This window comes from Vibrio sp. J502 (genome assembly GCF_025397955.1).
Classification (GTDB): Bacteria; Pseudomonadota; Gammaproteobacteria; order Enterobacterales; family Vibrionaceae; genus Vibrio; species Vibrio anguillarum.
The window spans coordinates 1,850,601-1,864,587 of record NZ_CP104554.1; the positions used below are offsets into that span (position 1 = coordinate 1,850,601).

10 protein-coding genes and 4 tRNA genes are annotated in these 13,987 nt (G+C 44.5%); 4 read left to right on the forward strand and 10 right to left on the reverse strand.

What is annotated here, in order from left to right:
* Positions 1-258: 258 nt before the first annotated feature.
* A complete protein-coding gene (gene vexH / locus N5E84_RS08500) occupies positions 259-3,369 on the reverse strand; it encodes a vibriobactin export RND transporter permease subunit VexH (protein WP_019281707.1) in 3,111 nt (1,036 codons plus the stop codon).
* Positions 3,369-4,421 carry an efflux RND transporter periplasmic adaptor subunit gene (locus N5E84_RS08505; RefSeq protein WP_019281706.1) on the reverse strand — a complete coding sequence of 351 codons (1,053 nt, stop codon included), beginning with the start codon at positions 4,419-4,421 and terminating at the stop codon, positions 3,369-3,371. Before N5E84_RS08505 ends, vexH begins: the two co-directional genes overlap by 1 nt.
* 483 nt (positions 4,422-4,904) lie before the next feature.
* On the opposite strand from N5E84_RS08505, the gene N5E84_RS08510 reads away from it, so the two are divergent.
* The 4 genes from N5E84_RS08510 (at position 4,905) to N5E84_RS08525 (ending at position 5,481) form a co-directional block, all read left to right on the forward strand.
* Positions 4,905-4,989: transfer RNA gene (locus tag N5E84_RS08510), tRNA-Tyr, on the forward strand.
* Between the two features lie 79 nt (positions 4,990-5,068).
* Positions 5,069-5,153, forward strand: a tRNA-Tyr gene (locus N5E84_RS08515).
* 79 nt (positions 5,154-5,232) lie between these two features.
* Positions 5,233-5,317 (forward strand) — tRNA-Tyr (locus tag N5E84_RS08520).
* Between the two features lie 79 nt (positions 5,318-5,396).
* Positions 5,397-5,481, forward strand: a tRNA-Tyr gene (locus N5E84_RS08525).
* A gap of 99 nt (positions 5,482-5,580) precedes the next feature.
* On the opposite strand, the gene N5E84_RS08530 is transcribed toward N5E84_RS08525, so the two are convergent.
* The 8 genes from N5E84_RS08530 to N5E84_RS08565 form a co-directional block, all read right to left on the reverse strand.
* Positions 5,581-6,348, reverse strand: a complete 768-nt coding sequence (locus tag N5E84_RS08530) for a PKD domain-containing protein (protein ID WP_019282939.1) — start codon at positions 6,346-6,348, stop codon at positions 5,581-5,583.
* Between the two features lie 22 nt (positions 6,349-6,370).
* A complete protein-coding gene (locus N5E84_RS08535; RefSeq protein WP_029388385.1) occupies positions 6,371-6,607 on the reverse strand; it encodes a hypothetical protein in 237 nt (78 codons plus the stop codon).
* A gap of 76 nt (positions 6,608-6,683) precedes the next feature.
* Positions 6,684-8,318 carry an ATP-binding protein gene (locus N5E84_RS08540; RefSeq protein WP_019282941.1) on the reverse strand — a complete coding sequence of 545 codons (1,635 nt, stop codon included), beginning with the start codon at positions 8,316-8,318 and terminating at the stop codon, positions 6,684-6,686.
* On the reverse strand, positions 8,309-9,031 hold the full coding sequence (locus N5E84_RS08545; protein ID WP_013857376.1) for a winged helix-turn-helix domain-containing protein: 723 nt from the start codon (positions 9,029-9,031) through the stop codon (positions 8,309-8,311). The genes N5E84_RS08540 and N5E84_RS08545 overlap by 10 nt, the downstream gene beginning before the upstream one ends.
* A gap of 257 nt (positions 9,032-9,288) precedes the next feature.
* A complete protein-coding gene (gene treC, locus N5E84_RS08550) occupies positions 9,289-10,980 on the reverse strand; it encodes an alpha,alpha-phosphotrehalase (RefSeq protein WP_019282942.1) in 1,692 nt (563 codons plus the stop codon).
* Positions 10,981-11,041: 61 nt separating this feature from the next.
* Positions 11,042-12,469 (reverse strand): PTS trehalose transporter subunit IIBC, encoded by a 1,428-nt coding sequence (treB, locus tag N5E84_RS08555; protein ID WP_029388386.1) that lies wholly within the window; start codon positions 12,467-12,469, stop codon positions 11,042-11,044.
* 168 nt (positions 12,470-12,637) lie between these two features.
* Complete coding sequence (treR, locus tag N5E84_RS08560) at positions 12,638-13,585, reverse strand: trehalose operon repressor TreR (RefSeq protein ID WP_019282944.1); 948 nt, start codon at positions 13,583-13,585, stop codon at positions 12,638-12,640.
* Between the two features lie 55 nt (positions 13,586-13,640).
* On the reverse strand, positions 13,641-13,985 hold the full coding sequence (locus tag N5E84_RS08565) for an MliC family protein (protein ID WP_017044208.1): 345 nt from the start codon (positions 13,983-13,985) through the stop codon (positions 13,641-13,643).
* Positions 13,986-13,987 lie beyond the last annotated feature (2 nt).

The window sequence follows — 13,987 nt, forward strand, 5'->3', positions numbered from 1 at the left end:
CATTGCAATGGGTGTCTCAAAATTGAGTCTATCTATAATTAATACCTAAGATTTAAATAGGAAAAATGAACTGGCTATTTTGATGGATTATCGAAAATGGCATTAACCATTTGATATCTCGCTTGTATATTCAAATAACTTGATGTGATAAGCCGGCCGCATGTGATTTCATCTAATGGGCATAGATAACGGTGAATGGAATAGGTGTGAACGATGAACAAAGAAGAGCCTGCAGGGCGCAGGCTCTTGATACGTTAATCAGTGAACACTTCTGGTTTTAACATCATGCAGCAGTTCTTGATTAAGTTCAGCTTCAACATGACCTGGAGAGCGTGTTGATGCCGAGACCAAACGATACATAGCAGGGATAACAAACAGAGTGACTAAAGTGGCAAAACCCATACCGAAGAAAATCACTGTACCCACCGCAACTCGGCTTTCATAGCCTGCTCCTGTCGAGATAATTAATGGGATGGAACCTGCTAAAGTAGTAAAGGCGGTCATCATGATTGGCCGTAAGCGCCTTGCTGAAGCATCAATAATTGCTTTTTCAAACTCAACCCCTCGGTCACGCAGCTGGTTGGCAAATTCAACGATCAAAATGCCATTTTTGGTCACCATACCGATCAGCATAATCATCCCAATTTGGCTATAGATGTTGATACCTTGTCCCATAATTGATAGACCAAGAAAGCCGCCAAACACACCCATCGGCACCGTCAACATCACCACTAACGGGTTGATAAAACTTTCAAATTGGGCGGCTAGTACCAAATAAGCGACAAGCAGCGCTAACGCAAATACAATGGCTACGCTCGATTGGTTTTCTTTAAAATCTTTTGACTCACCTGAGTAACTAATGGAAATATCACTAGGTAGCGTTTCAATGGCTTTCTGATCTAGAAAATCAAGCGCTTCGCCCAACGTGTAACCAGCCGATAAATTTGCAGTAACCGTGATCGCCTTTTGCTTATTGTAATGAGACAAGCGGATTGATGATGCCACTTCTTCCACTTTCGCAAGTGCATCCAGTGTAACAAGCTCACCGGATGCGGTTCTCATGTAGATCTGGCTTAAATCGGAGGCGTTATTGAAGCTATTTTCGTCCCCACGGAGATAAACATCATACTCTTCGCCACGCTCAACAAAGCTGGTTTCACTCTTCCCGCCGAGCATCACTTCTAACGTATCTGAAATATCCGCGACACTGATCCCCAATTCCGCGGCACGCTGCCTATCAATCGTCACCACCAGTTCAGGTGTCTTTTCGGAATAATTGGTGTCAGCACCTTCCATAAAGGGGGAACTTTCAGCTTCCGTTTTTAACAATTCAGCCCATTTTTTTAGTTCAGGATAGTCTGACCCACCCAACACAAACTGAACAGGCTCGTTAGAGCCACCACGAAAGCCGGGCATAAAGGGCATAACTCGTACATCGGGAATTCCCGTTAGCGCTTTTTTTACCTGCCCTAATGCTTGTTGAGCGGTGATGCTTCGTTCGTTCCAGTCATCCAAAATCATGATAACAAAACCCGTCTGATCACCCGCTTGCCCACCGAACGCGGGCGATTGAATACTAAACGACTTGAGAAAACCTTTGCCAACCAAGGGCATTAACCGCTGCTCAACAAGATCCATATTGGCCGACATCCGGTTATAACTGGTCGCATCCGCTCCGCGCACAAAGGCAAAAATAACGCCGCGATCTTCTGAAGGCGTGAGCTGAGAAGGCACTTTCTGCATCAGAAAATAACTGCCACCAACGCATGTAAGGATGACGAGCGGTGCAGCCCATTTCCAACTGATAGCAAAACGTAAAGAGGATTTGTAACTCGCTTCTAAACGGCCAAAAACACGATCAACAAAGCGATTAAAACGGTTTGGTTTGACATTGACCTTTAAAATCTTACTACCGAGAACGGGCGTTAAAGTTAACGCTATTAGCGATGAAAAGAGAACCGACATGGCCAAAAGTACAGAGAACTCGGTGAACAACAGGCCGACCATACCGTCCATAAAAGAGATCGGTAAAAAGACCATCACTAATACCAATGTGGTGGCAATCACGGCAAAGCCGACTTCGCGCGTCCCTTTATAAGCCGCCAGCAGTGGCTTCTCTCCCTGTTCTATGTGATGAAATATATTTTCCACCACCACAATCGCATCATCAACAACCAAACCGATGGAAAGAATCAGCGCCATCAAGGTGATAAGGTTAATGGAGAATCCGAAATAGTAAGCGGCAATAAAAGAAGAGATCAATGATACTGGCACAGTAACGGCTGGGATTAGCGTTGCCCGAACTTGGCCGATAAAAATGTACAGTACCAAAATCACTAAACCACCCGTGATAAACAGTGTGCTATACACTTCCGAAATTGAGCGATCAATAAAGACGGTCGAGTCGTAGTCAATGGCCAAGCGCGTTCCTTTGGGTAGAAACTGCTGAATATTATCGACTTCTTGATGGACACGCTGCGCCACATCCAAGGGGTTAGCATCTGACTGTGGCACAATGCCCATGCTCACATTAACCACACCGTCGCTTTTGAAGGTTGAGTTTTCGTTCTCAGCGCCGATGAAGACATCCGCGACATCTTTTAAGTAAATCGGCGAATTGTCACTTGCGCGCTTAACCACCAAATAGTCAAAATCTTGAGCCGTTTTGTACGCTCGGTCGGTACGCACCGACATTACTGTCGAATCGTTACGCACTTCCCCGCCCGGGCTTTCAATATTTTCACTGCGCAATGCACTTGATATATCAGAAGTCGTGACACCACGCCCAGCCATCAGATTCGGCTTGAGCTTGACATACATCACCTTATAAAGACCACCAGACACATCCACAGAACTGACGCCAGAGATTAAACTAAAGCGGTCAATCAAAGCTCGTTCGATATAATCGGTCAGTTGGGTTCGATCCATCTCTGAAGAACTGAGATTAATGTACAAAGAAGCTTCACCAGAGCCATTATTTTTGAATACGGTTGGATCATCTGCTTCATCGGGTAATGAGCGCTGCGCTCTCGCAACGGCGTCGCGGATATCGCTCACACCAGTATTGAGATCGTAACCCAGTTCAAATGTAACAGTAATCCGTGACATGCCATTACGCGTGGTGGATTCAATTTCATCAATCCCGCTAATGCCTGCCAGTTGATCTTCCAATACAGAAGTGATTTGGCTTTCAATGATGGTAGCTGAAGCCCCTGCATAGCGAGTACTGATTGAAACCACCGGGCTTTCAATATCGGGCATTTCCCGGACCGAAAGCTTAGAAAATGACACTAGACCAAAAACGCACAACAGTAAGCTTAATACCACCGCCGCCACAGGGCGCTTCACTGAAACATCGGATAACCACATTATTTGTCATCCTTTTGTATCGGCGAGCCATCCACATTGACTTCAGTAACGACAATGCCGTTTCTCATATTCACGATGCCTTGCACCACAATCTTATCGCCAATGGCTAAACCTTTATCAATCACCACTTGATTGTCGATCCGCGCGCCAAGCCAAACTTCCGTGCGTATTACTTTATTATTGCTATCAATCACATAGACATAGCGTTTAGTGCCTGAATATTCGAGTGCTTGAACGGGGATAATGGGCGCTTCAATCGCTGGGAAATTCAACTTAGTAGAAAGCAACATCCCGGGTTTTAGCTTGCCATCTTGGTTATCGAAATGAATACGGACACGCAAATTCAAGGTTTCACGGTTAATGCGAGAATCAATACCCACAACTTTGCCGGTAAACTCGTTTTTTGCCCAAGCATTACTCTTCGCCGTCACCGTCATACCTTTACTGATTAACGAAAGGTAACGCTCTGGCACTTGGATATCGAGTTGCATCACCGATAGGTCATCTAAAGTCAGCAATTCCGTCCCTGCACTGACCATTTTGCCCAAACTAAAATCAATAAAACCAACGGTGCCATTAAATGGCGCGCTAATGCGCAGATCGTTTAAATTTGCGTTTGCTGCATCTAAACGTGCTTGAGCAATATCAACACTCGCTTTTTGCGCATCGATTTCCGTTTGGGTAATGGCGTTCCGTTTGACCAAACGTTCAAACTCTTTCAACTTACGCTGTTCATCGTTCAAATAGGCTTGAGCCTCTGAAAGTGCGGCTTTGGCTTTATCATCATTAAGCTGAATTAAGAGCTGACCTTTCTTGACCTCTTGATTGGCTTTAATCGCAATATGGCTGACCTTTCCCGAAACTTCAGATGAGATCTCCACTGCTCGTTCAGCTTCTAATTTACCAATCAGTGAAAGAGACTGAGACACTTGATGAGTTGCCACACGCTCTGCGACCACCGCAACGGCTTGTGGTGCTTGCGCAGCGAACGCACTTAACGGTGTGGTAAGCAAGGTAACCAACATTAACGAAAGAATAGACGTGTTTTTCATAGTTTTTATTCAACAATAAATAGACTGATTGAATTGTAACTGCTTATACGACGCTCGAACGTCAAGGAGTGTAAATCTTATTAAATATCTGTAACGTGCGTCATAACTTAGCCTCCTCCAGCTGTTTTTTAGGCGTCACACACAGGCTATACCCAAACAACTTGAAGTTGCAGGTAGGCGGCAAGTAAGTTCATCCCCATGAGCATAGATAAACTATGTGATTGAGGTGAGCGAACGTAGCCAACACCGCTGCAGCTTCAAGTGGGAAGGGTATAAATAGAGCAAAACTATCCATTCCTCACCCCTTTGCCCAAAAAGGCAGCATTCAATTCAAAATCATAAGAAAAAGGCTTTACAGAGAGAGCGAGTTTGCTATCATGCGCTCCGCACTTGAGCAATGCGTTGGGAAAACGTTGTTTAAGCATACTGTGAGCCAATAGTGTCCTTATAAGCACTATAAATCACATTGTATGAAAACCCTCTGGAGGGGTTCCCGAGTGGCCAAAGGGAGCAGACTGTAAATCTGCTGGCTCCGCCTTCGATGGTTCGAATCCGTCCCCCTCCACCATATTCTCTCGCAAGAGAAACCTTGATTGATACGTTGGGAAAACATCATTCAAGCCTATTTTTAGAATAGGAAAACACCCGGAGGGGTTCCCGAGTGGCCAAAGGGAGCAGACTGTAAATCTGCCGGCTCCGCCTTCGATGGTTCGAATCCGTCCCCCTCCACCATATTCTCTCGTAAGAGAAACCTTGACTGATACGTTGGGAAAACATCATTCAAGCCTATTTTTAGAATAGGGAAATACCCGGAGGGGTTCCCGAGTGGCCAAAGGGAGCAGACTGTAAATCTGCCGGCTCCGCCTTCGATGGTTCGAATCCGTCCCCCTCCACCATATTCTCTCGTAAGAGAAACCTTGATTGATACGTTGGGAAAACATCATTCAAGCCTATTTTTAGAATAGGAAAACACCCGGAGGGGTTCCCGAGTGGCCAAAGGGAGCAGACTGTAAATCTGCCGGCTCCGCCTTCGATGGTTCGAATCCGTCCCCCTCCACCATATTTTCTCGATTGAGAACGATAAAAAGCCAGCTTTCGAGCTGGCTTTTTCGTTTCTTTACATCATAGCTCTATAAACTGACGTCACTAAGTAGTCTAGTTAACCCTCAATATACTGAAGTAGAGCGGTAACACAGCTTTGTGCATCACTGCAATTGATACTCTCTGGCAGTTCAGTCTGCAATAAAAACCCTTGTTCCAAAGAGTGGCAAGATGAACTTTCACTTAAACAAATCGGAACTCCTTGAGCAGAAAGGGCATTTAATAACAACAAAGCCGTTTGTATATTTCCCCCAGCATTGGCGGCAAAATTCAGCTCAAACTCAGCAGCGCTATTGAGTGAGGCCAGCGCATGCTCTAATTGAGTGTCCACTTCGGTTAAAGAAACCGAATCTAAATCACTAAAGATCAGCATGCCTTGGTTCCTATCAGCATACTGCCAAGCAACGACATCAACCTGCTGCATATAGGCTCGCTGCATGCTTTGCGCGGCCGCCTGAATGATCACCTGCATTTGGTCACTGTTGCTTCTTCCACCACTGTCTTTGACTGATAATTCAAAAATATACGTGCCAGCAATCGTAGGATAAAACGCCGTTGCTTTCAGAGAATCTGCATTGATCAAAGTAAGCGATTGAGGCCCAGAAACTTGACGCCAAGACTTCGTTTTAATTTCATATATTGATAACTCAGATTTCGCCGTTCCGCTCAACGTAATACTATTTACTGGCAGTATTAACATCTGATCAGCACCAGCATTAACCGTAGGCTTAGTCAGCTTATCCGCATCTTTCAAATCATCGGCTTTACATCCCACGATAAGTGCGAGCACACTCAGGATCACGAACAACTGGTTTAACTTAAACATAATATTTTCCTGTGATTAAGCATTAGAAGAGGTAACTGGTACTGATGGAAAGAAAGGCGACTTCACTACCGTCCAAATACATTGCAGCATCTTGTTGCGCGTAATCCATCATCACATTCGATTGCGCATTGGTTTGGCTGAGCTGGTCATTTAAGCGAACCCCATCGCTGAAGGCTGAGATCCATTCCATCGGTTTAGTGGCACTGGTGGATGAGAAAAATACGCCGCTTAAAAACAGCGCTAATAGTTTGGTATTCATGCTTACTCCTTGTGAGCGGTCTGATTCACCGACCCATTCAAGGTAGCATTCCCAATACAAATAAATCGTCAGCAGTTTATTGACCATTTGTATCCAGTTTGGTCACATTAGGTAAAGAAATCTGTTTCGGCCATTGCAGTTCAAAACATGCGCCCCCTAATGCTGAACCATTTACTTTTACTCTAACCTTGCCTTGATGCCAACGAGTGATCTGTTTGACAATCGCCAGCCCAAGACCATGGCCTTTTTCACTATTACGCTCTTGATTATTCACTTGAGTAAAGGGCTCAAAAATACGTTCAATATCATCTGGCGCAATACCGGGGCCATCGTCTTCGACCACCAAAAAAAGTTGCCCATCAGATTCGTTCAACGAGAGATGGATCTCTTGCTGCGCAAATCGCGCGGCATTACTCAGCAAGTTTTTAACGGCCCGCAATAAAGCTCGATTATCGACAAATATCGTTTGCTGTCGCAACGAATCCAACACGCTGACACGCAATGTGAGTTGCGGGTTTTCAAGCTGGAAATGCTCCGCTTCTGCAACCAAATTGTCGGCAAAGTGGCAATAAGAAAAATGGCGAATATCCGTGATGCGGTTATAGCGCGACAAAACAAGTGTCTGGTTAATCAAATGATCGAGATCTTCAATACTGGAGTGAATCACTTGGCGGTATTTTTCTTTCTGGCTTAAGGCAATGTCTTCATCCTCAAGCATTTCAAATGCAAAGCGTAAACGGTAGAGCGGTGTTCGTAAATCATGCGCCACGGCGTTGGTTAAGGTTCTTTGGCTGGCAATCAGCTTTTCGATGTTATTTGCCATGTTATTAAAAGAATGACTGAGCTGAGAGACCACGGACAGCCGAGATGTCGTCGCTCTACGAGATAATACTCCTTGGCCAAATTCATTCGCCGTTTTTACCAGACGTTTCAGATCTCGCCATAAAGGATAAATCCACATAACTAAGGCCACAGAAATGGCTAAAAAAAAGAAACCGCCGATAGCCGTAGTGAGCTTTAATTGGGTTTGGTAGGAAATATTGTCCTCGACGCGTAACCACGTATTCTCATCCACCGCAGCCAATAAGATCATGCTGCCTTGTTGATTGATATAACTGGTCATCTGCTCTTCATCAGCCAACAATTTACTTCGCTCGATGGATGACAAATCTTGCTCTTGCAATAGACTCAACTCTAAAGGTATTCGGCTATTTTGCTCAGCAATACTAGTTTGCCATTGAGTACGGGGTTGGCTACGGAGATCTTCTACCGCGAGGTATAATGTGCCTCTGGACTGGTTAAGCGCAGCGAGCTCTCTCGGTTCATTGATCGCGAAATAGAGCACTTTGTCACTCTTCAACACTCTTTGCAAAAGTGCCATAGGATCACCATCTTGAAAAATGATCTCGCCTTTTTGCAACGCTTGATAAACTTCTGGGGAGGCGTGGTAACGGTCTAATGCCTCTAATCGAAGTGGGTAACTGAAATGCTTAGCATAGCCATCAATAATCGTTGTCCACTCAGCTTGAGGCACTTGACGTAATTTTTCAGATAGAAACGTAAAGTTACTCTGATAGACAGGCTTATAAAATTCTTCAGAGATACTGCGGCTAAGATATGGGATCGGATTAAATTGCGTGGGAATACTGAGTAATAAGATCGGCAGAAACACAGCTACCCAGAGTACCCAAAAAGATCGAATCATGACCACTTCCCTTCCGATACAGCGCAGAGCTGATATCCTTTACCTCGAACCGTTTTTATCAACTTAGGTTCATTAGGATCATCTCCGAGCGCACGCCGCAAGCGTGATATACGACGATCAATTGAGCGATCTAAACCATCATATTCAAAACCACGCACATGCTGAGCGATATCATCTCTCGTGACAATGGTGCCGACATGTTGGGCGAGTAGATACAAAAGCTCAAACTCGCTGGTCGTGAGTTTTATGGGCTGCTGCTCAAGTAATACCGCTCGATGCTGTAAATTCATCCACAAGTTACCTATGCACAATTCGTATTTGTCACTTTGACTTCCTCTTGCTTGCCTCCGAAGTAAAGCTCGAATACGTGACAGCAACAAACGGGGCTTAACCTGCTTAACAACATAGTCATCGGCACCCAGTTCCAGCCCCATCACCTGATCAATATCGTCGTCTAACGCCGTTTGCATTAAGATCATACCGTGGTATTGATCTCGGACAGCGCGGCAGACATCCATACCACTTTGCCCTGGTAGCATAATATCCAGAATGACTAAATCAGGTTGCTCATCCAAAATCCGATCAACGGCTTGAATCCCATCCGCAACCGTTGAGACACAAAATTCATAGTGGTTGAGAAAGTCTTTGATCAGTTCCGAGAGTTCTAAATCGTCTTCAACGAGAACCACTCGATAAGAGGGGGAGAGAGTACTGTTCATTGTGTTTCACATCCGTTTGCTAAGAACGCAAACTATAGCGGATTGTGTTTCATCTTTGTGTGACTAATTGTGACCAAGCAACAAAGTTGTGGTGTTGTTAAAACATTAAACAAATCATCAACAGCAGAGCCTACTGCGTTGAATCAATAAGAGTACGAAGAAAGTACCATTGGGCCGTGACTCATAAACAGAGTCGATAAAAAAGCCCCGAAAATTCGGGGCTGAAAAATGACTGAACCTATAGGGGTAGGACTCAATCAGGATACTAAATCGAACAAAATTACGCGTGTTTCATACGGACGAAGCACTTGATGTTCCAAAACTTTGAGTGGTTTTATATCTGTATAGTTGCCTAACAGGTATTTTGCTTTCTCAATCGGTAACTCTTTTGGCAGCACGCATTCGGTGTCAACGCCATAATAGTTATTGATACAGATCAGCACCTGTTTCGCGTTGCGTCGCTGGTAGGCAAAAATCTCTTTATGATCGGGTAGCAAATCGGTGTAATCACCATCGGTAATCACTCCTATTTTTTTGCGCAGCGCTATCAATTCTTGGTAGAAATAGAAAACCGATTGCTCATCAGCTAACGCGCATTGCGCATTCAATTCTTGATAGTTTTCTGCGATATCTAACCAAGGCTTACCTTGGCTAAAACCAGCAAAGCGCTCTGCATTCCACTGCATTGGCGTGCGAGAATTGTCACGGGATTTTTGTGCAAGAATGGCCATCATGGCTTCATGACTTACCCCTTGCTGGTTCACCATGATGTCGTAAATGTTAGTACTTTCCACATCTCGGTACTGTTCAATAGCGGTGTAGCCGGGATTGGTCATGCCAATTTCTTCGCCTTGATAAACATAAGGCGTGCCTTGCATCATATGAATCGATGCGGCCAACATTTTTGCCGACTCAACACGATAACGTTGATCATCCCCTAAACGACTCACAATACGTGGTTGGTCGTGGTTACACCAAAAAAGCGCTCCCCACCCTTTACCATTTAAGCCCGTTTGCCAATGGTTGAAAATCTGCTTCAATTGCAAGAAATCAAATGGCGCTTTCGTCCATTTTTCACCGTTCGGATAATCCACTTTTAAATGGTGGAAGTTAAACACCATCGACAACTCTTTGCCGTCCAAGCGTGAATATTGTTGGCAATGTTCAAGCGTTGTTGAGGACATTTCCCCCACGGTGACACTGCCGTACTGTTGGAAAACCGCTTGGCTGATCTCTTGTAAAAATTCATGCACGCGCGGGCCATCGGTATAAAAACGGCGTCCATCACCTTGGTGATCATCACTGAAATCCTGCGCTTTTGAGATTAAATTGATCACATCGAGACGAAAACCATCCACCCCTTTTTCGGCCCAAAAACGAATCACTTGCTTCACTTCCTCACGAACTTGAGGATTTTCCCAATTTAGATCCGCCTGCTCTTTGGCAAATAGGTGCAGATAATATTGCCCTGTTGCGTCATCTAACGCCCATGCACTACCACCAAACTTTGACTGCCAATTATTTGGAGCCTGACCATTAATCGGGTCTTGCCAAATATAATAGTCACGATACGGGCTTGATTGATCACCCAACGCCGACTGAAACCAAGCGTGCTCGGTTGAGGTGTGGTTAACCACAATATCCATAATAATACGGATACCTCTTTGATGAGCTTGAGTCAGCAGTTCATCAAAATCTTGCATGCTACCGAATTGAGGATTGACACTGTAATAATCCGAAATGTCATAACCGTTATCAACCATCGGAGATGAATAAATGGGTGTCAGCCAAATGGCATCAATTCCCAAGCGGTGCAAGTAATCCAGTTTAGAGATGATCCCTTTGATATCTCCCGTTCCTTTATTGCCGCTATCACAAAAACTTTTGGGATAAATCTGATAGATGGTCGCAGTTTTCCACCACTGACTATCACTCTTGGTTATAACCATATTGACAACTCACTTACCAAAATGAAAATGAGTGGTGAAAACTCACCACTCGAATGAAAGGTTATGCACTTGCTGGCTCTAGCTCGCCTTTAGCTTGAGCTCGTTTGTATAAAAACAGAGTAAGCAGAATTGGGACGGCCATCGCCACCAGCATCGCGATGCCGTAAATACCCCAGTATTGTGGTTGAATCGAAAGAATACCTGGTAAACCACCCACACCGATGCCATTCGCCATCACCCCTGCACTACCACAAATTGCGGCTGCAATAGCACTACCAATCATGGCGCTTAGCATTGGGAACTTGTACTTTAAGTTGACACCATACATCGCTGGCTCTGTCACACCCAAATAAGCCGAAATAGCCGCAGGAACAGAGATGTCTCGCTCACCGTGTTTTTTACTGATAAAGATGATACCGACGACCGCAGACGCTTGAGCAATATTTGACAGTGCAATCAGTGGCCAAATTGGCGTACCACCCATTTCTTGCATCAATTGCAGATCCACCGCGTTAGTGGTGTGGTGAATCCCGGTAATGACCAGTGGCGCATACAAGAAACCGAACACCATTGAACCGATAACCGCAAAATCGCCAGTCATTGCAGCTTTAGCCGCAAACGCGACGCCATCGCCCAATACGCGACGACCAAATGGACCAATTAAAGCGTGGGCCAAAATAACGGACAATATGATAGAGATAAACGGCACAACAACGAGGTAAAGATAAGAAGGGATGATGCGCTTTAAGTTTGTCTCAATAAACGCCAGAGCAACACCCGCCAACATTGCAGGAATCACCTGAGCTTGATAGCCGACTTTCTCTATCACAAACAAGCCAAAATCCCACACTTCGGGCATCTGCTTACCGATCAGATAAGCATTCATTAATTGAGGCGAAACCAGAGTCACACCCAAAGTAATACCTAGTATCGGTGTTCCACCCAACTTTTTCACCGTTGACCAACAAACACCAACCGGTAGGAAGAAGAAAATAGCCTCGCCAATTAACCATAAGAAAGAATGAACCGTGGCCCAAAATTGGCTAATTTCAACCAAGGTTTTGCCATCGAACATACGAATGTCGCCAATGACATTACGAAAACCGAGGATTAAACCGCCAGTGATGATCGCTGGCAGCAAAGGAACAAAGATTTCCGCAAGATGCGAAATGCCACGTTCTAAAAAATTCATGTTTTGGCGAGCGGCTTTCTTCGCTTCATCTTTAGAAACGGCTTCTTTGCCTGAAAGCCCGATTAAGATGGCGTAAACTTCGTCCACCTCAGTACCAATCACAACTTGAAACTGCCCAGCATTGGTAAAACACCCTTTAACCATGCTCAGCTGTTCTAGCCCTTTTTTATCCGCCTTGTCTGTATCATTTAGAACAAAACGTAAACGAGTCAAACAATGACTCACACTGGCGATGTTCTCTTTACCACCTACCAGCTCGATAAGACGTATCACGTCTTGCTTCGCTATCTTGGCCATACTTTTGTCCACCCTATATTGGAATACTGTCTGTTTTTCTTTTTCAATGGGAACATTCCCAGATACAAATGCAATATTGACATAAATAATAAAAGGTAAAAATGGGAACAATCCCATTAATTGAATAAGATCACAGACTAATTGTAATTCACTTTAAGAAATAAGGAGTTATATTGTCAGCGGCTGTTGAGTGATGTGCGCAGGTTCCATATCAGAATTTAATTGTAAAATCAAAAGATTAGCAGCTTTTTCTCCTGCTTGAGCATAACCAGGATCAATGCTGTAAATATTAGGAAAAAGAAAAGAGAACAGCTCATTACCACCCACACCAGTGACGGCAATATCATCTCGGCCCAATTCTTGGAGACGTTTAATCACGCCAAGCGCCAGAGTATCACTGGCACACACAATCGCTTGAGTCTGCTCATTCAGCACATCATCAACCAGTTGATAGGCACTTTCATGATGCAAACGTCCAGTACGATAGTTAGGAATGCACCCGCTTTGCTTACACCAATCTAAGTACGAATCTAAACGTAATTTACCTGTCGTTTTATCGCTAGGATCAACTCCAATGTAGGCTATATTGGTTCGATTTTGCTCAGTCAAATGAGCAAGCGCGCCTTGAATAACACCATAATTGTCATAGTTAATCGATGAGACTTTATCGGCATCCATCGCAATCACAACCGCTCGCGATGCCCATAGGTTGAGCTGTGTGATATCGAGATCGGTAAAACCAAATACAATTACACCATCCACATTACGCTTATGTAAAACCTCAAGGTGCTCGTTCGTTTTAGTGCGATCAAACTGGCTTTCCATAATCACCACATCGTACCCATTTTGATACAACACCTGTAGCATTCGCCCCACGGCACGGTTTTCAGACGGTGACTCAAGGCGTGAGATAATCACGCCAATCACTTTTTCACTGCCACCACGCATTAACTGAGCCGATTTCAGTGGCACATACCCAGAATCTTGGATAACGCGTTCCACTTTTGCTCGTGTTTCAGGCTTCACTTTTGGGTCGTTCGTCAATACACGAGAAACCGTCGATTTACCAACACCAGACAGTTTTGCAATATCCAAGATAGTCAGTTTTCTGCTCATGCGAACCTATAGCGTAAATAAAAATGGAAGATAGCATGCGCTTATCTTAAATGAATTATTGAGTGGTACAGCCTTGATAAGTCGTTGATCCCACTTCGAGCAAAGCCTCATCGCCTTTCGTATGTAAAAGCACGGTTTGAGGCTGAGTTTGCTCGCTATCGTCGATCACATACTTTGCGCCAGAGGCGGCTGGAATTTGTATTAATGTATATTCGCGATCGGCAATACGGAGAACGGCTGACTGTTGCTCAATATACGCAACATCAAAATGCTCACCAGAACGGCATTGATAATGCTGGAACAGGTTCTCACTTTCAACGCGCGAATCGTTCGCGTAATGTGGTGAGCATGCTGCTAAAAAACCAACACTGAATCCAACAAAAAGAAATGATTTATTCATAT

Coding starts and splice junctions, on each gene's coding strand:
- vexH (WP_019281707.1), bottom strand. CDS start 3,369: ATGTGGTTATCCGATGTTTCAGTGAAGCGCCCTGTGGCGGCGGTGGTA.
- N5E84_RS08505 (WP_019281706.1), bottom strand. CDS start 4,421: ATGAAAAACACGTCTATTCTTTCGTTAATGTTGGTTACCTTGCTTACC.
- N5E84_RS08530 (WP_019282939.1), bottom strand. CDS start 6,348: ATGTTTAAGTTAAACCAGTTGTTCGTGATCCTGAGTGTGCTCGCACTT.
- N5E84_RS08535 (WP_029388385.1), bottom strand. CDS start 6,607: ATGAATACCAAACTATTAGCGCTGTTTTTAAGCGGCGTATTTTTCTCA.
- N5E84_RS08545 (WP_013857376.1), bottom strand. CDS start 9,031: ATGAACAGTACTCTCTCCCCCTCTTATCGAGTGGTTCTCGTTGAAGAC.
- treC (WP_019282942.1), bottom strand. CDS start 10,980: ATGGTTATAACCAAGAGTGATAGTCAGTGGTGGAAAACTGCGACCATC.
- treB (WP_029388386.1), bottom strand. CDS start 12,469: ATGGCCAAGATAGCGAAGCAAGACGTGATACGTCTTATCGAGCTGGTA.
- treR (WP_019282944.1), bottom strand. CDS start 13,585: ATGAGCAGAAAACTGACTATCTTGGATATTGCAAAACTGTCTGGTGTT.
- N5E84_RS08565 (WP_017044208.1), bottom strand. CDS start 13,985: ATGAATAAATCATTTCTTTTTGTTGGATTCAGTGTTGGTTTTTTAGCA.